The organism is Paenibacillus sp. J31P13 (assembly GCF_056269295.1).
This window is the reverse complement of the sequence record NZ_JBWDNR010000001.1, coordinates 955,788-973,082: the sequence shown is the minus strand read 5'-3', so window position 1 is coordinate 973,082 and position 17,295 is coordinate 955,788. Positions and strand designations below refer to the sequence as shown.

At 39.3% G+C, this 17,295-nt stretch carries 15 protein-coding genes; 3 read left to right on the top strand and 12 right to left on the bottom strand.

Going from position 1 to position 17,295, the window contains the following annotated elements; all coding sequences use genetic code 11:
* Positions 1-146: 146 nt before the first annotated feature.
* Both AC0YOD_RS04430 and AC0YOD_RS04425 read right to left on the bottom strand, forming a co-directional pair.
* A complete protein-coding gene (locus AC0YOD_RS04430) occupies positions 147-1,289 on the bottom strand; it encodes a serine hydrolase domain-containing protein (protein ID WP_475798013.1) in 1,143 nt (380 codons plus the stop codon).
* A 255-nt stretch (positions 1,290-1,544) separates the two neighbouring features.
* The gene (locus AC0YOD_RS04425; protein WP_475798365.1) at positions 1,545-2,432 is read right to left on the bottom strand and encodes a LysR family transcriptional regulator; all 888 of its coding nucleotides are present in this window, start codon (positions 2,430-2,432) and stop codon (positions 1,545-1,547) included.
* 109 nt (positions 2,433-2,541) lie between these two features.
* On the opposite strand from AC0YOD_RS04425, the gene AC0YOD_RS04420 reads away from it, so the two are divergent.
* Together AC0YOD_RS04420 and AC0YOD_RS04415 are read left to right on the top strand one after the other, a co-directional pair.
* Positions 2,542-2,913 (top strand): CidA/LrgA family protein, encoded by a 372-nt coding sequence (locus tag AC0YOD_RS04420; RefSeq protein ID WP_475798012.1) that lies wholly within the window; start codon positions 2,542-2,544, stop codon positions 2,911-2,913.
* A complete protein-coding gene (locus tag AC0YOD_RS04415; protein WP_475798011.1) occupies positions 2,910-3,590 on the top strand; it encodes an LrgB family protein in 681 nt (226 codons plus the stop codon). The genes AC0YOD_RS04420 and AC0YOD_RS04415 overlap by 4 nt, the downstream gene beginning before the upstream one ends.
* Positions 3,591-3,668: 78 nt before the next feature.
* On the opposite strand, the gene AC0YOD_RS04410 is transcribed toward AC0YOD_RS04415, so the two are convergent.
* The 9 genes from AC0YOD_RS04410 to AC0YOD_RS04370 form a co-directional block, all read right to left on the bottom strand.
* Positions 3,669-3,953 carry a DUF4183 domain-containing protein gene (locus AC0YOD_RS04410; protein ID WP_475798010.1) on the bottom strand — a complete coding sequence of 95 codons (285 nt, stop codon included), beginning with the start codon at positions 3,951-3,953 and terminating at the stop codon, positions 3,669-3,671.
* An 84-nt stretch (positions 3,954-4,037) separates the two neighbouring features.
* A complete protein-coding gene (locus AC0YOD_RS04405) occupies positions 4,038-4,739 on the bottom strand; it encodes a DUF4183 domain-containing protein (RefSeq protein ID WP_475798009.1) in 702 nt (233 codons plus the stop codon).
* A 195-nt stretch (positions 4,740-4,934) separates the two neighbouring features.
* Positions 4,935-5,240, bottom strand: a complete 306-nt coding sequence (locus tag AC0YOD_RS04400) for a hypothetical protein (RefSeq protein WP_475798008.1) — start codon at positions 5,238-5,240, stop codon at positions 4,935-4,937.
* Between the two features lie 559 nt (positions 5,241-5,799).
* Positions 5,800-6,129, bottom strand: a complete 330-nt coding sequence (locus tag AC0YOD_RS04395; protein WP_475798007.1) for a DUF6054 family protein — start codon at positions 6,127-6,129, stop codon at positions 5,800-5,802.
* A 59-nt stretch (positions 6,130-6,188) separates the two neighbouring features.
* A complete protein-coding gene (locus AC0YOD_RS04390) occupies positions 6,189-7,214 on the bottom strand; it encodes a hypothetical protein (protein WP_475798006.1) in 1,026 nt (341 codons plus the stop codon).
* Between the two features lie 208 nt (positions 7,215-7,422).
* Entirely contained in the window at positions 7,423-11,274 is a 3,852-nt protein-coding gene (locus AC0YOD_RS04385) for a glycosyl hydrolase family 18 protein (protein ID WP_475798005.1), read from the bottom strand.
* Positions 11,275-11,818: 544 nt separating this feature from the next.
* Complete coding sequence (gene thyA / locus AC0YOD_RS04380) at positions 11,819-12,652, bottom strand: thymidylate synthase (RefSeq protein WP_475798004.1); 834 nt, start codon at positions 12,650-12,652, stop codon at positions 11,819-11,821.
* A gap of 192 nt (positions 12,653-12,844) precedes the next feature.
* Positions 12,845-14,077 (bottom strand): CynX/NimT family MFS transporter, encoded by a 1,233-nt coding sequence (locus AC0YOD_RS04375; protein ID WP_475798003.1) that lies wholly within the window; start codon positions 14,075-14,077, stop codon positions 12,845-12,847.
* Entirely contained in the window at positions 14,078-14,764 is a 687-nt protein-coding gene (locus AC0YOD_RS04370) for a FadR/GntR family transcriptional regulator (protein ID WP_475798002.1), read from the bottom strand.
* Positions 14,765-14,964: 200 nt separating this feature from the next.
* Between AC0YOD_RS04370 and AC0YOD_RS04365 the strand changes: the two genes are divergently transcribed.
* Entirely contained in the window at positions 14,965-16,716 is a 1,752-nt protein-coding gene (locus AC0YOD_RS04365; RefSeq protein ID WP_475798001.1) for a methyl-accepting chemotaxis protein, read from the top strand.
* 45 nt (positions 16,717-16,761) lie between these two features.
* Here the strand turns inward: AC0YOD_RS04365 and AC0YOD_RS04360 are convergent, their stop codons facing one another.
* Positions 16,762-17,136, bottom strand: coding sequence for a rhodanese-like domain-containing protein (locus AC0YOD_RS04360; RefSeq protein ID WP_475798000.1), 375 nt, complete (start codon positions 17,134-17,136; stop codon positions 16,762-16,764).
* Between the last annotated feature and the right edge of the window lie 159 nt (positions 17,137-17,295).

Below are 17,295 nucleotides of genomic sequence, written 5' to 3'. Positions count from 1 at the left end.
CTAGATAATAAAGATACATTAAAAAAGAAGAAGCATGCGAGCTCATTAGGCCACGCATGCTTCTTCTTTATTGCAACTATTATTTAAACTTTCATTCGTACGGTCCATATATTCTGAATCTCATCAGATCTTCGTCTAAGTCCAAACTACATCAGACTTGACCAAATAATTTGTTTCGTACCGAGTACGGACTCAGGTACCCAAGAATATATAGAAGGAACAAGCAGAACGACAACCAGCTTTTCAACAGGATCAACGAAAAATCCAGATCTTCCTGCGCCTTCTAACTGGAATGTTCCTTCTGACTCAAAGGAAAGATTATTAATAGCTAGGTCAAAGCCTAGCGCATGCCCTTTGTCCTTGATTTTACCGCCCCAGTGGTACGCTGGAACATTGAACAGATGACGTCTTGTCATCAAATCCACAGACTTTCTTCCTAAAATGCGTTGTCCTTCAAAGCTTCCGCCATTGAGCAGCATTTGTCCGAATTTCCACATATCAAATAAAGTAGAATAAAGACCGCTATCCGAACGTGGAGGATTCGAAAAATCATTGTCATAAAGTGTTAGTTTATCGATATCCATTTTATCAACGGTACATACCTCTGAATGAAGGCTTGAGGGAACATCGAACATCGTCCTATTCATTTGGAGCGGCTGTATGATGTTTTCTAAAATATAATCTTCATACTTCAATCCGGAAACACGTGAGATGATCTCACCTAGTAGAGCAAAGCCCACTGTGGAATAATTATAGGCTTCTCCTGGTTGGCAAACAAGCGGCCCTTGAAGCACTTTACGGATCCAATTTTCCATCCCATTTGAACCCCACCAATCACGAGGATAAGGTTCATTATAGTAACCTGTAACCGGTAAAATGCCGGACGTATGCGTCAATAAGTGAAACAACGTAATCTCTTTGTGCACGAGATTATTAAATTCTTTCAATATAGTGGCAACAGGTTGATCGATGTATAGCTTTCCGTCCTCAATCAACTTTACAATTGCCACACTTGTGAAAGCCTTCGTAATGGAAGCCATTTTACGTAAGGAATCAGGGAGTAAATCCCCTTCCTCTGTCGAACCATGAAGCTTACCCATCGACTTCCATGCTGCAATTTTCCCATGACGTGCAACCAGATAACTTGCCGCTTGAATTTTATTTTGCGAAATGAGATTTTGAAAATGATCGTCCAGTTTAATTAGTTGTCTGGAATCAATCTCGACCTCCTCGGGGGCTGTATCCAAGGGTCCATCTATTATCTTCAAATTATCCAGTAGTTTGCTCATCGCTCATCCACTCTTTCCTTAATATAGGAACAATGGATTTATTCTACACGAAGGTTTCTAATTAAGTCTATATGTACATGACGACTCCATTTCAAAGTATAAAAAATGTTCCATTAGTATCACATTGTTTCAAGCTATGCTCTTATTTAATTACAATGGAGGTAGCATTTCCCTACGGCAACGACAATACCGATTAATGGCACATTTAAAAAGAAGCTACCGATAACAACCAGCAGCCTTCTTACAATTTTTTTGTTAATTTGCCTGAAACATATCCCGAGTGAACGTAATCCATTCTTTTGCAGCGCGGGGCAAATAACCTTCCTTCTTCCACGCTATCGCCAATTGCCAAGGAATTATCGGATTGGTCAAAGGTACCGCCCGCACCTTACTTGGATCCAGTGATCGGCAGATGGTATCAGGCAGCATCGCGATACCAAGACCTGCCCCAACCATCTCTCCGATAAAATCCCACTGTGAGCTCTCATAAACGACGCGAGGTTCAAACCCAGTCGCTCGGCATTCATGAATAATACGATCATGCAACGCGAACCCACTGCTGAACAGAATGAATCGATCATCTGCTAGCTCGTCCAGTTCAATTCTTTGCCGCTGAGCCAGTGGATGCTCTAAAGGCATAATTACTTTTAACCGCTCTTCAATTATCGGGAAAAAATCAAAGATCTCTGATTCGATTGGGAGCAGCACAACTCCGACTTCTAGCGTGCCTTCAGCTATATAATCCTTGATCGTCCTAGCCCCTTCTTCAACCAGTTTAACTGTGATCCCCGGGTAACGCTCCTGGAAAGCCTTAATAACACTGGGAAAAAAGCTAGGTCCAGCCATTGGAGGCATGCCAATTCGGATATTTCCCGTGTCTAAATAAGTTAAATCATGTAGCTCCGCAACTAGTTGATCGTACATATGGAGAATCGGTGACGCGTACTTAATAATCGTTTCTCCTGCATCTGTCAGCTTAATTTGTTTGCCGTCTCTCACAAATATTTCGACTGTAAGTTCGTTTTCCAAGTTTTTAATTGATTTACTAATTGAGGGCTGCGTGATATGCAGTGCCTCCGCCGCTTTGGTAAAGCTTTTTAAACGGATAATTTCAGAAATTTGCTGCAGATGGTGAATATCCAAGTGAACGCCTACTTCCATAGATAAATGGAATGAAAATCATTCTATATATTCATTTTACTCATGAAAGTTGACTCTGTATACTTAGCATACGGAAGGAGTCTTCACTTTTATGAAATCCCTGTTTAGAACGATTGCCCAAGTATTGTTTTTCATCCTTCTCGCCAAGCTGTCGGATGAGCTTGTTATCTGGCTGCATTTGCCGATACCAGGCAGCATAGTTGGTATTCTCCTACTATTCACGCTACTTGAAATTAAAGTTATCCGACTTGACTGGATCGAGCTCGGATCCAAGTGGCTGCTATCTGAAATGCTGTTATTCTTTATTCCTGCAACGGTCAGTATTATTAATTATAAGAGCTTAATTCAGGCGAGTGGCATTCAAATCTTTATTTCAATTATTGGCAGTACCCTTCTTGTCATGTTATGTGCGGGACTTATTAGTCAGTGGATAGCAGACCGGAAAGAGAGGGATACTGTATGATGGAAACTATATTCTGGCTTGTATTCACAATTGCGGTCTATGCAGCAGCCAAACGAATCTATCGCGCGTATCCCAAGGTATATTTCACACCGCTGCTTACTACGCCGATTGTTGTTATTACTATTATTGTGCTAAGCGGTGTCACCTTCGACACATACGATAAAGGTGCAGTTTTGTTATCTGATTTGATAGAACCTGCTACCATAGCTTTAGCTGTAATGTTATATAAGCATTTAGATATGTTGAAGAAAAATGCAAAAGCGATAATTGCGAGTGCTTGCTGCGGTGCTGTAACTGCCTTTATAAGCACAGCTGGCCTAGTCCACTTGTTTGGTCTGAAAAACGATGTAATGGCTAGTCTTGCCCCGCGCTCTGCAACAACGCCGATCGCGGTATCTGTATCTGGAATCATTGGCGGTGTACCAACCATTACTGCGGTATCAACACTCATTACAGGTTTGCTCGGTATTATTATGGGGCCTCTGATTGTGAAATGGTTTAGAATTAGAAGTCCAATCGCACAAGGTGTTCTATTCGGAACCAGTGCCCATTCGGCTGGTATTAGCAAAGCTTTTGAATATGATGCAATTGCCGGTTCCGTTGCCGGTATTGCTATGATGTTAACAGCTTTCGTCACACTTCTGATTGCACCTTGGTTGATTATATTATTCCAATAGAGTCCTATGATTTTCTTGTTAAATGAAAATACCGACAATCTAATGATGAGATTGTCGGTATTTTTTCGTTTTTAAAGGTTAGTTCACAACAAATTCGATTAAAACAGGTGTTTCTGGATCGAGTGTATCGCCGCCGGGAATTGTGATTGCTGAAATGGTTACTGTAGAAGTATCTGCTGTTTGAATTTGTCCATTAATATAAAGATTGTAATAAGCTGGAGCAGTTGGAAAAGCAGTAGCAGCAGTACCCGCGTCATTCGTTGTAGCAGTTGCAAGAATATTGTAAGCAACGCCGACACCTGTTCCGTCTGCAATTGTTGCAGTAAATCTTCTTGCAGCCATAAATGGTTTTGAAATTGGCATTTATATCACCTCTCTTCTCTCAACTAGCATATGCAATTGATAGAGAAAGGTTAGGGTCAAATGATAGCTTTCATTTAATCATTTTCAAGGGATTATTTGCACGACAAATCGAATGATTTCTATTTGAATTGGTGTGCCTACATAAATGGTCCCAGGATTTTGCTCGATAAATAATTCACTTGTACTCAAACTGTAAGAATTACCAGCTTGCATGCTTCCATTGATATAGAGATTAGCATAACTATTTTGACCTAATTCAGGAAACTTAGTTATTGTATCCCCAGCATCATTAGTAAATTGACTCGCAAGAATTTTAATAGGCAGAGTGATATCCGTATTTGCAACATAAAAGTATCTCTCTGATGTTAAAAAACTTATAATACTCGGGATTATAGTTGAGCCCGGTGGACCTTGAGGTCCTTGAGGTCCCACTTCTCCTTGGCTCCCCTGCGGACCTACCTCGCCTTGGATCCCCTGAGAACCTTGTGGGCCTTGTGGACCAGGGGGACCAGGAGGACCTTGTATACTTTGATATTTAGTTACATTTATCTCTGTTTCTGAATTGGCTGAATCTTTTAGTATCGTATTATTTAAAATACTCCCATTAGACTCACTATTTCTATTCAACGGATACGAAAAAAAACGTTTCTTTTTTTTCACAATACATTTCTTTTTCTGTACTTGTTTTTTTGTTACTGAGATTACTCGATCTTTTCTACTCGTTTTATCACCTCGCAAGCTACTCACTCCAACACTTCCTTCTAGATCAAGTTTATTTATTATCATATCGATCAATTAAAAACATGGAACTGATATCTTATAGACGAGAATCTATTTCTATTGAAAATAGGCTATAAATACCTATGCTTATCGAAAAATAATATAGAAATAAAGAAAAACCGCGTTTAAGCGGTTTTCAATCCATAGTATCCATTTCAATGTTTGTTTAAGATCTTCGTCACACTTTACATACTTATTACTTTATTTCAACCCTGTAAGCCAGTCATAAATTTGCTTCACCACATGCGGCTCATACTCTTGTGGGTAAAATAGTACTGCTATCAACACCGTAACAAAAATAATTAAGATCCAAATCATAATTTTAAGGGGACGATTGTAATGACGAGTCAGCGCAATACCTAGAATAATAATGATGGCATTTATAAAAAACACAAAAGGTAGCGCGAGAATCCTGCCAAGTCCTGTGTTTGGAAATAACTCGATTAATAAATAAAACATAAGAAAAGTTGGTGTGAGCGCTAAAAGGAATTTTATAATGTTTCTCATATGCCTATCCTCCAAAATCAGCGGTCAAGAATAATACCGCTAAGCCAGCAAAGAAAATCAAATAAAGAAACAGAACTGTCAACATGATCATCCAAATATTTCTTATTAACCATCTCATAGCGGAAGGACCACCTCTCATTTCCTACCACTATACATGAGCATGGTTTATCAAATAAGTACTATCTTTAACTGGTACTATTCCATTCTTACAGTTGATTGTTTTGCTTCTCTTATACTGTAAGTATTTCTTCTCTCATAATTCCAAAAAGATTATCTGACCAAATTCTCACTTCACCCTTTGCTTGATAAATTGTAATTTTTCCAAATATTCTCAACAATGATAACTAAGATCAAGTCCTTATGCATCAAATATTAAATATTGGATAATTTATGTGTGGTGATCTTTAGGATGATATGGTTAGCAATCATTCTCAATCATATCGTGATTGAAGCCATTGGAAAAAACGAAGCAACACAACAAGAAATTCTCTTTTTATCTACCCAATAACAAATGCCCAACACGTTCAAGAGCGTGTTGGGCATTTGACAAATCAGTGTTTCACTCTATAATAAACTCTCCTAAAATATTTTCTACAGATGCTACAAAATTGTCTGACGCGCCCCAATCAAAATTAAAAATCAACCCCTCAGAGCTTCCAGTACCTATAGTCCGTACATTTGTTACCCCATTGATATTGTCGATTATTACAATAAGAGCTGCTCTGTTACTCGTTCTAAAATAATACTTTTCGTATACGAGTGTGCCAATATATCTTCCTTGTCCTAGATCATTATATTCTTCATGCACAAGATCAGCGCTTTGTTGATCTTTTACCAATTGCAAAGCGTCAAACGGCATAAGACTAATATCAAAGCTATTTTTACTCATCCTTCAAACCCTCTCTCCTATAAAATAAAATAATTCTTAGCTTAAACTCAGCTGACTTTTTATTTATTTATATTTATAGAACCCTTGATGGTTTTCACATCCTTGAACATTGCTTGATAATCAGCTGTTGCTGCTTCATCACTCGGATCGTATTGTACATCGGTTGGCGTATGGAATAAGTATACAACATCATCGAATTCACCCATTTCAGTTATCGGAATTTGACCTTTAATATCCTCCTTATTCTCCTGCCAAGATTTTTCATCCCAAACGGATATCGTAAAAAGAATGCCATATTTAGTTTCTTTATTAACGAACTCAATATTTTTTCCAGAAGGAACCTCTCTCTCATTCAATTCATATTTACCTTCCCAGCCTTTAGGAAGCTTCAATGTAAAATTATATTTCCCATTCTCATAAAGTATGTTTTCGGCCATACTTTCGCTTTTCGCACCAATCATAATTCCTGTATCCTCAGGATCCTTTAAGGTTAGGGTTGAAATAGCCCAGTAATAGGACGACTCGGTTTTGATCTTATCCACCTTAATGGAGGCATGGCCGGTACCAATTGTTTCATTCATAACTACAAGAGGATATTCAAAACTAATGAGAACTTGATCCTCTGTTACTTTCTTGGCATCCCATTTTTCCACTTTGCCCATATGTGGACTGGATCCGCCTGTTACCCAGAAGTTGTCTTCAAATTCTTGAAGGGTTTGTTGGCGAAGGGTCGGTGACAAAACAGTATATTGCATGGCTCCACTTCTCTTCTGAACCCCGCGAATCCAAGTTTGAACGGCTTCCTCCGGCGTTTCCGCTAACAGCGCATTTTCCAGCATTTTCACTTGATTGCTTAAGTTGTAGGAGTCTGGCATTGTGACATAAATGCTGTTGTCCTTGTAGACTAATTTGCCGCGTAACTGCTCCACTATGGATCTTAAGGATACCATCGCGGTTCCTTTCTCCATGCTTAGTTTAAATGTATGATTAGAAAACTCAACGTTATTGATGAAAATCCGTGCATTCGTTGCCGCAAATACAGAACTTGATACAATCAATACTCCAGCACATATACCAGCCGTCATGATTTTCCAGTTCTTTTTCATTAGCGCTTCAAAACCCTTCTATGTTAATTAATGGTATATAAATATAGACTGATTAGAAGGGAAGAAAGTTACAAAACGAATGATTTTCTTAACTAATTTCGCTTTGAAAGAGCTTGTTGTGACAATCAAAGGAGAAAAGAAAAAGAGCCCCCGATTGGAGGCTCCCTTCTGTTACACTAACAAAGCATTAATTGGATAAGCTTAGCTGATCAAGCAATCTCATAAGTGCAACAACTGCTTGAGCTTTTGTTAAATTAGATTTAGGAGCCACTTTACTCTCAGATACGCCTTGAATAATACCCTGCTCTACCAACAGAGCAAGTGAAGCTTTGGCGTAAGGAGAAACAGCTGAATGATCACCAAAACGTTCGAGTACTGTCACATCCGCATCAATTTTATGGCCAGCATAGCTGATTGCATTAGCAAGAAGAACAGCAAACTCTTGGCGAGTTATCGATCCATTAGGATCAAATGTATCCTCCGTTTTTCCTTTGACTAATCCAGCTTTATTCGCTGCTGATATGTCACCCGCATATTTAGACTTCGGATCGACATCTTTAAACGGTGAGCTCGATGAATCCGGAAGGATACCAAGACCTTTGACAATCAATGAAACAACCTCTGCGCGTGTAATAACACGACTCGCTCCAAATTGTTCCGTTGAGTCTCCAGAGGCAATTAATTTAGCAACAGCACGGTTAATATCCTTTTGTGCCCAGCCGGCAGTAACATCCTTGAAACTGAAATCTGATTGTACCACAGCATAGACGCTGTTGCCTTTTCGTTTCAGTTCGGCTGTTACGGTACCATCCGCGTTCACTTTGAACAATGTAGGTACAGAGCGAAGCTCATTCGCACCTGGAATGTAGACAACACCAGTTGCCTTTTTCACATCAACATCTTTGGCATTAAATGTGAAGCTGCGGCTAATATACGTATTCGCGAAGTCAGTTATCTCAACATATACGTTATCAGCATTAAGTTGTTCTATTTTAAAATCTATCGGTTGAACTAACACCTTAAAACCATTTTCTTTTGAAAGGCTTGCTACTTGATCAGATCCAGACGGTTGAATCGTGATTTTAATATCACGCGATGATTTTATCTGCTGAACAGGAACGTTATAGACAACACCATTCCAATTCACGGATATTACCGCTTTTTCTCCTTTTTTCTTTGCTTGTTCAATCACATCTTTTGGTACAATAACTTCAACTGACTTCGCTTCTTTATCTACTACGATATTAAATGTAGCGGATTGAGAAGATTGGATTTTTTTGACGGCATCATCAGTTAAGACGCTTACTGTCCACTTGTCGCCATCTTTCTTAACACTCGTTTCTAATTCGTTATCTTGGGTAGTTGTAGGAGGGACTACCACAGTATTTACCTTTGCTGTAGTCGTTATAGCTAATTTATTAGTTGCTACAGATACTTCAGCTATCTTATCATTCTCTTTTCTAATCGCAATGACATGGATGCTGTACTCTGTTGATGGAGCTAGGTCAGCTATATTAAATTCTGTTTTGGTCGTATAGTTCACGTATTTATTATTAACGAAAACCTCATAACCTGCTGCTCCAGCTACTGCATCCCAATTTATTTGAATCGAATTCTCATTCCTGTAACCAGAAACTAGATTTTGAGGAGCCGCTAAAGCTGATGTATGGACCGCGCCGTCTATTGGCAAATCTTTAACTAATTGTGTAGACAGCGTAAGGTTGCGATCACCACTGACATCCCAGCTCATGACGCCGGCAAGATCAAGTGATTTAACAAAGGAGGAAATATACATCATTGACGTTTTGTCATTGTATGTGATAAATACTTTCTCATCTTTGTTATATACATAAGCAGCTTTGGAAATTTCATTAAAGTAATTCACATAACCGTTTTTGTCGAGATAGTTTTCCTCTATATCCGTATAATCAAATATTCCGCTCTCCCATGTTCCAAAAGGAGTGCCGCTTTCGCAGGTTTGGTATTGCCCATTCTCTGGACATCCACTCCAGCCTTTGCCATAGAAAGGAACACCAACGACTAGTTTATATTGCGGTACTCCACCATTTAAATGACCGCTTACACCACCAAGCATATTAAGCCTAGGGCCCTTTACTGGATCTGGATGAGCTTTATCATAGTATAAAGGTGCGTTATGATGAGCAAGCGTCTCCCAGCTTCCGCTGTAATCATAGGTCATAATGTTGATGAAATCCAAGTAGTTAACAGAATTCGCTAAATCTGCGTTCACGACAAAATTATCACCTTGCGCAGATGCAATCGTTTGTAGATAATATTTGCCATCCTCCGCCCCAGCCGCATCTAATGCTTCACGGACTGTCTTAACCAAAAGAGTAAAGTTTTGTGTATCTTCTGGACCGCGAGAGTTCGTCAATTCCCCGCCTTCGACTGGGTATTCCCAATCGATATCAACCCCATCCAACTCATAGGTTCGGAGAAATTTAACAACTGAATTTGCAAAAGCTAGACGAGTTACTTCATCTTTAGCCATATTCGAGAAGTTTTTGGACCATGACCAGCCGCCCACGGAAATCATAATCTTCAAATGTGGATTTTCATCTCTGATCTTGCCAAAAGTTTTGAAGTTTTCAATATCGACTTCATGATCTCCAATGACCATTTCACCGTCAAATACATAATCTTTTTGCAATGGCACGTTCTCATCTTGACAAGCTATCGTACCCGTTCCGAATTTCTTCCAGCAAAGATCTGCGAATGCATAGTTAATATGTGTGACTTGAGAAACATCAATATCTGTTGGTTTATAATTTCTAGCGCCTTCCGCTCCAGACCAGGATGTGTAGTAAGTAACGATATTATAATTACTGCCTGGAACTCCATTTAGAGGTTCACTTGCGGAAGATTCCCAGAGACTATTTTTTGCGACAATCTTATACGTATAGGTCGTGCCTTCACTTAGTTTGGTATCTGCAAAGTGGTTCGTATTACTGGAGCCAATGCGTACATCATTTCGATAAATTTCATAGCTTGAAGCACCAGGTGTTGCTGCCCAGCCTAATGCCAGAGCGGTTCTTGTTCCAGATACAATCTGCACATCTCTTGGCGCTGCCAACTCTCCCCATTTTAGGCTTACTACATTACTTTTTGCTGAAACCTTTGGCATGTTTTGGGCAGCGACTATAAAATTATAGACTGTCCCTGCTGCTTTTTCTGGATCAGGAAGCTTATACGTAGCTGAATTTGATCCATCCCAAATGCCTGTGATCCATCCACCATTCACATAGAGATCATAACCATTTGCACCAGGACTTCCATCCCAGTTCAAAGTTACACTTCCATCTGATAAACTAGCAACCCTTAAATTATGAGGTGGAGACAAAGGTGCTTCTTTGTACTCACTCTCATCTTTCGTTGTGGTAAATGTTACGAGGTTACTCTTTTGTTCGGGTTTTAGATTAGGCGCTTGTACGCCATCAGGACCAACATAAAAGGTATATTCGGTTTCTGGTGTTAGACCACCAACCGTTTGAGCACCGTCATTCGCCCAAAAAATATACTTATTATTTTTGTCCCAAATCCAGTAAGCCGTTATCCCTGGAGCTGGATCCCATTCCAAAGATACGGTGTTATGGGTTGTTTCCACCACTCTTAAGTTTGCTGGACCTACTTGATTAGAAGCTTCAGCTTTATTTGTTGTAACCTTAATCGAACTCGCTAGCGCTCCCGCGATATTTGCTTTGGCGCTAATGGTATATTCCGTTTCAGGTTTTAACTTGCTTATGGTAAGTTCTGTTCCATAAGCAGGTAATTCATACGTATTCTCGGAAACGCTTCCATAAGAGACCACGTATCCTGTTTTTGCTGAATCAACACCATCTACCTGATCCCATTTAATGATGATAGAATTATGCGTTTTACTTACAAGCTGCAAATTTTTCGGAGCGGCGATATCTGGTGTCTGATTAGGGGTGTCTGTTTCTGCGGCGTAGGATGAGGTTGTGTTAAATAATGTACCAAAGGTTAATATCAGAGCCATGAATGATACAAATATTTTCATGTATTTTTTTCGAGCAAATTTATCCACCATTTCACCTCTATTATCTCTAAATTTTTAGATTAATAATCGGACTGAATATTCTGAATTCAATAGGTTGGATGATTAGCCGTTCTCGATTTTTTTCTCTTATAATCTGATGAATTACGCTACAAGTTTGCTAGAGTCGATTAAATATTACTAATGTTCTGACATGCATTCTTGTACAGAAATCAATTAATCCTACAATTCTGATATATTCACCTCCAAAGGGATAAAATAAAATTATTGTAACTATGTAAATCTACATTAATCATGTATCTAAGCCCCACATATTGGAAGGGGTATATTTTAATTGACATGGGGTAAAATCATATTTTAGTTTAAATGACATATTTTATGTTATTTTTCAACTCGGAGTTCATACCTATATAAATGAAAAAAAACCGCGATTTACGCGGTTTCCCTTCGACTTTTGGCCTTACCTTTCGACAACGATTTAAACATAGGCTTCTTAATACCTATAATTATTTACATGATGAAGAATTGAAAGCAGTTGAAAATAACACTAAATCGCAATCTCCATCTTGATCGTTGGATGATATTCATAATTTTTTAGAACAAAATCTTTGATCGTAAAATCATCAAAGTTCTTTATTTCAGGATTAATCCAAAGTTCAGGAGCCGGATACCCTTCAAGCTGAATTTGTTCTTCCAAGCAATCAATATGTCTCTCATAGATATGAGCATCATTGATATTGAACGTCATTGTTCCTAATTGATAGCCAGTTACTTGAGCGATCATCCGCTGCAGTACGTAATATTGGAAGATGTTAAAAGGGTTACCTAAGCCAATATCATTTGATCTTGCATTGACAATTAAATGTAGAAAGCCTTGTTTAATAAGGAATTGGTTATTCCAAACACAAGGATATAGCTCCATTTGATCAAGATCATCAATATTCCATAGCGATATCACATGCCTTCTTGATGTAGGATTATGAATAAGCTGGTGGATTAATTCATGAACCTGGTTTGTAATTTTACCATTCAACATAATCGGCTTACCTAATTGATAGCCATATGCCTTGCCAATATTATTATTCGAATTTGTCCACTCGCTCCATATCTTCACATTATTTTCATCGAGATAGTCGCAATCACTTGTTCTTTTTACGTAAAACCAAAGCAACTCATGAATGGCTGACTTCCATGGTACTCTTTTTGTTGTAAGGATGGGGACTTCAGAATTTTCGTACTTTAACTGCTTGGAAATTAAACTTTTGGTGTAAGCTCGCGTACCATCTGCCCACTTGGTTCGCACGTCATAATCTTTATCCCAATCTCCATTTTGAATAATATCTTTCACTAATTCACTATAAATTTCATCAGCTTTCCCCATCTGTCGAGCCTCCAAATTAATCATTATGTTGAACCTTGCTTTCTTAAAGACATTCGAGAGGATTACTTACTTTCCCTTTTTTAATTGGGTGCTAAGCAGCTGATTTACTTTCATACTGCTGAAATAAAAAAAATCCGTGATATCCACGGATTCGATTCGCACTAATTTTATAGCCGTTTATTGGCTTCTTCATCATACTTTCTCTACAGCAGTTGTTTCTCCAATCACTTGATCTCTGCTTGCAGCTAGTCCAAAAATCAACAACAATACGGTCATGATAAGCAAAGCAATAAGAGGAACCCTCCAACCGTTTGTCGCATCATGCAAATAACCGAATAGAGTTGGTCCTACAGCCGCAAGCAAATAGCCAATTGATTGTGCCATACCGGATAGCTCCGCGGCATCACGACCATTCCTAGTCCGAAGACCAAACATCATCATCGCCAAGCTAAAGGCAGAACCACAGCCAATTCCGATCAAGATAGCCCACAAAATAATAAGCGATCCATTACCAGAGAGCAGTCCACCTATACCAACAATGAAAAATAAGGCAGTCAATATAACAAGAGAAACTTGATTTTTCATTCGACCTGCTAGGATAGGCATGATAAAGGTTACAGGGAGCAAAGCCATCTGCATGATGGAAAGCGTCCAGCCTGCTGAATCGGTACTCATCCCTTGATATTTCAAAATGTCTGGAAGCCAAGAAACGACAACATAAAACAACATCGATTGCAATCCCATAAACAAGGTAACTTGCCATGCGAGTGCGGACTTCCATATGTTAGTTTGTTTTTCACTTATAGTCGAAATCTTCACCCTTTGTTGTGATTGACGGCGTAGTTGAGGAATCCAAACGAATAATGCCAATAGCGAAAGCAGGATCCATATTCCTAAAGACCCCTTCCATCCCAAACCGACTTGATTTGCTAGCGGTACACTTATTCCAGATGCAATCGCACCGCTTAAATTCATCGCCACGGAGTAAATACCGATCATAATGCCAATTTTTAGAGGATAACTCTCTTTGATAAGACTCGGCATGAGTACATTGCACGTTGATATTCCAAGACCGAGTATGACTGTTCCGATCAGCAGCAAGCCAATACCTGATGAGGAGCGTAATGCCATACCAATAATTAGAAGCAGCAACGATGCAAAAAGAACGATGGAAGTGCTGAAACGACGAGCTAATCTAGGTGTAATGGGTGAAAGAAGGGCAAATGACAGCAAGGGCAATGTAGTAATTAATCCTGCTAATGTATTTGAAATGGCTAGATCATCACGAATCGTTCCAATTAGCGGACCCACTGAAGTTAGTGGAGCACGCATATTCATCGCAATAAAAATAATACCAGCTACTAGCAGCCAGCCTTTTGAAGATGTCTCAGCATTTGTGTTGGATCTAAGCTGTGATGAACCCACTTAATTCTCCTCCTTCTCTATTTCTTGTTTTAATTGTTCAAAAAATTTCATGACGTCATGGACAGCTGCTTGTGTATTTTGCGCAATAATTGACTCTACTAGACCATGATGTGCGTCTTGTGGGATATCTTTAGTAAATTGTCTTTTTAGAAAACTGATTATAGTCTCTCTGATGGCATCGGTAATATGATCATACATGTCGATAAGCATTTGATTGCCTGTCGATTCCACGATTGAACGGTGCAGCCCCATATCAGCAGCAACATAAGATTCTATATCTCTAGCCTCAGCAAATGAGTTGCATACCCTTTGATAATGTAGAATCTTCTCCAAATCCGCTTCCGTTCTTCTCTCTGCTGATAACTTCGCCGCTTCCTGCTCAAGCGCATTTCTCACTTCCAGCGTATGGAGCAGGCTCGACTTTTGAATTTGTCGTTGGAGGGCCGCTCCTAACATGCTGCTGGAGGTAACATAGGTGCCGTCTCCTGGTTTGGTTGTTAAAACACCGCTATGACAAAGAGCCTTCACGCCTTCGCGCAGCGTGTTTCGGCTAACTTGAAGTTCATTGACAAGTTCCGGTTCGGACGGAATTTTCTTACCTACTGCCCATTCTCCAGACTCGATTAAAGATTCCATCTGTATAATCACTTGATCGACTAGAGTCAGACGAGTTGTTTTCATTAGCATTTTCTAAACCTCCAAAGGTAGGATGTTTGGATCTTTTTTTAACATTATATATCATTCGTACCGAATAATAAAGGAATTTATCAATTGGAGTCGAATATAGTCGAAATAAATGATTTGGCTACCATTACCATTGTTCGACTATCGCATCTAAGTAAAACTACATTGCAGAAAAAGTGAGGAATCTATTATCAATGAATCAAATGTTACGTAAGCTCAACCCTAGGAGCATTAAGCTTTCTTTCTTCGGAAAAAATTTGCTGCTCTCCAGTGTGAACATCTTATTGATCGCACTCATCCTCATTATTTCCAGTTACAATATTCAAGAAAAGGTTCTTGTTCGGACTTTAAATCAACAATCTCTCTCCTTCTCCGCACTAGCTTCAGAACAATTTGAGTTATCGGATATTAAAGCATCATTAAATTTAAAAGAAACCGATACTAATCTTCAGAAGAAGCTAACAGAAAAATTGGAACATTTGAAAACAGTGAATAGTGATATATCCGAGTCATACATCTATACAGTAGAACTGACTAACGGCAATACGTCTACCCTTTTGGCTGCTCCTCAAGATTATATTAACAGCGGTTACAATCCAGGCTCTACCTATGAACAGTCTCCTATCATGCTGAAATCCTTAGAGAAGCTGCTTGAAACCAAGAACGGGGTAACCACTGGCATATACGAAAACTCTTATGGAGAATGGTTAACCGTTATTCAACCAATACTTGATGAAAACGATAAAGTCATTGCGGCATTTGCCATTGATCTCGATGCTAATGTCATTTCCGATGGGAAAAATGAGCTGCTCAAATGGTCATTGATTATTCTTATTGCGTCACTCATCATTATTCTCTTTATTCAATTCGTATTGCTTCGCAAAGTTCTCGCACCTATCAAAGAGCTAAACGGAGCATTTGGCAAAGTAAGCGAAGGCCAACTTGATGTTCAATTAACGATCAATCGTCGGGATGAATTAGGTCAGTTGAATAAACGATTTAATGAGATGGTAGCAAGCTTGCGAGAAATTATTAGCGGTGTACAGCAGCATGCACAACTCGCGACTGAACAGGCTAATGAACTCGCTAACAACGTAGAACAGAGCTCTAAAGCTTTGGGTGAGATTTCAATTCATATTGGACAAGTTGCCTCAGGCGCGAAAACACAGGAGCAAGTAGCAGTTGAAAGTTCCCGAGCTATGGAAGAAGTTGCAGCAGGCATTCATCGTGTAGCTGAGTCTTCCTCCTTCATGGCTGATGCTTCAGAAGGTATGTCTCAAGGGGCTTTCCAGGGTAATGAATTTATTGAGAAGGTCATTCACCAAATGAATCGAATTGATAAATCCGTCAGTGAATCATCTGCTTCCGTAACCTCGCTTAGTGATCGTTCACAAGAGATTGTACATATCGTTGATGTCATTACGGGCATTGCCTCTCAAACTAATTTACTTGCATTGAATGCTGCTATTGAAGCAGCTAGAGCAGGTGAGCAAGGAAAAGGGTTCGCTGTAGTTGCAAGCGAAGTTAGAAAGTTAGCTGAGCAATCCCAGCAGGCAGCTGTGAAAATTGGAACACTAATCGAAGAGATTCACCGAGAAATTACGCACACCGTCGATGCAATGAATAATGGTACGGTTTATGTAAAGGAAGGTATGCAGCTAGCAATGGAAACAGGTGAAAAATTCCAAGCTATTTTTGCCTCCACTAAGCATGTTTCCGACCTCATCCAAGATGTCTCCGCAGTTGCTGAGGAAATGTCAGCCGGATCTGAGGAAGTGGCTTCATCTGTACAAGAGCTATCACAAATTGCAAAGAATTCCACTCTTGTCTCTACTGATGTGGCAGCTGCTTCCGATAAACAATTAATCTCCATGCAGGATATAGATAAAGCGGCTGTTACGCTAAATGATATGTCTAAACAGCTGCAAGCCTTGATCAGCAGATTCAAACTATAAAAAAAGATGCGCTGGCAGTTAAATGCCAGCGCGTCTTTTTTTCTTTTATTTAGAGAGCTGCCCGCTCCAAGCGCCAATACCGCCTTGTAAATGAGCAAGCTTCATGTAGCCGTTTTTTTTAAGCAGCTTGGCGGCATTCTTACTTCTCATACCACTTCTGCAGTAAAGATATACATCATGTTCCTTAGGAATCTCATTTAGACGATGCTTAAGTTCTGATAAAGGGATGTTTCTAGCCCCTGTAATATATCCACTCTTAACCTCAAAGGGTTCACGCACATCGATTAGTATCCGTTTCGAAGAATGTTCCATTTCATTGCGAAACTCTTCGTCGCTAAGGGTTCTTAAACCCTTAGCTGGGCCCAATCGAGTAAACAGAAACCATAGGATCAGAGCAATAATAATAACATTAAAAATCATATTCAAATTCATTACGTGTTTCCCTACTTTCACCTTTCTCCGTTAAAAAGAGGTTACTTCACTATTATTAAGCATAAAATAGACTCATTTTAATGGCTTCATCTCTATGGCATGCCTACACCCTTCTGATTCATTTCCCTTCATTCTATTTCGTACAAA

Coding starts and splice junctions, on each gene's coding strand:
- AC0YOD_RS04430 (WP_475798013.1), bottom strand. CDS start 1,289: ATGAGCAAACTACTGGATAATTTGAAGATAATAGATGGACCCTTGGAT.
- AC0YOD_RS04420 (WP_475798012.1), top strand. CDS start 2,542: ATGAAATCCCTGTTTAGAACGATTGCCCAAGTATTGTTTTTCATCCTT.
- AC0YOD_RS04415 (WP_475798011.1), top strand. CDS start 2,910: ATGATGGAAACTATATTCTGGCTTGTATTCACAATTGCGGTCTATGCA.
- AC0YOD_RS04410 (WP_475798010.1), bottom strand. CDS start 3,953: ATGCCAATTTCAAAACCATTTATGGCTGCAAGAAGATTTACTGCAACA.
- AC0YOD_RS04405 (WP_475798009.1), bottom strand. CDS start 4,739: ATGATAATAAATAAACTTGATCTAGAAGGAAGTGTTGGAGTGAGTAGC.
- AC0YOD_RS04400 (WP_475798008.1), bottom strand. CDS start 5,240: ATGAGAAACATTATAAAATTCCTTTTAGCGCTCACACCAACTTTTCTT.
- AC0YOD_RS04395 (WP_475798007.1), bottom strand. CDS start 6,129: ATGAGTAAAAATAGCTTTGATATTAGTCTTATGCCGTTTGACGCTTTG.
- AC0YOD_RS04390 (WP_475798006.1), bottom strand. CDS start 7,214: ATGACGGCTGGTATATGTGCTGGAGTATTGATTGTATCAAGTTCTGTA.
- AC0YOD_RS04385 (WP_475798005.1), bottom strand. CDS start 11,274: ATGAAAATATTTGTATCATTCATGGCTCTGATATTAACCTTTGGTACA.
- thyA (WP_475798004.1), bottom strand. CDS start 12,652: ATGGGGAAAGCTGATGAAATTTATAGTGAATTAGTGAAAGATATTATT.
- AC0YOD_RS04370 (WP_475798002.1), bottom strand. CDS start 14,764: ATGCTAATGAAAACAACTCGTCTGACTCTAGTCGATCAAGTGATTATA.
- AC0YOD_RS04365 (WP_475798001.1), top strand. CDS start 14,965: ATGTTACGTAAGCTCAACCCTAGGAGCATTAAGCTTTCTTTCTTCGGA.
- AC0YOD_RS04360 (WP_475798000.1), bottom strand. CDS start 17,136: ATGATTTTTAATGTTATTATTATTGCTCTGATCCTATGGTTTCTGTTT.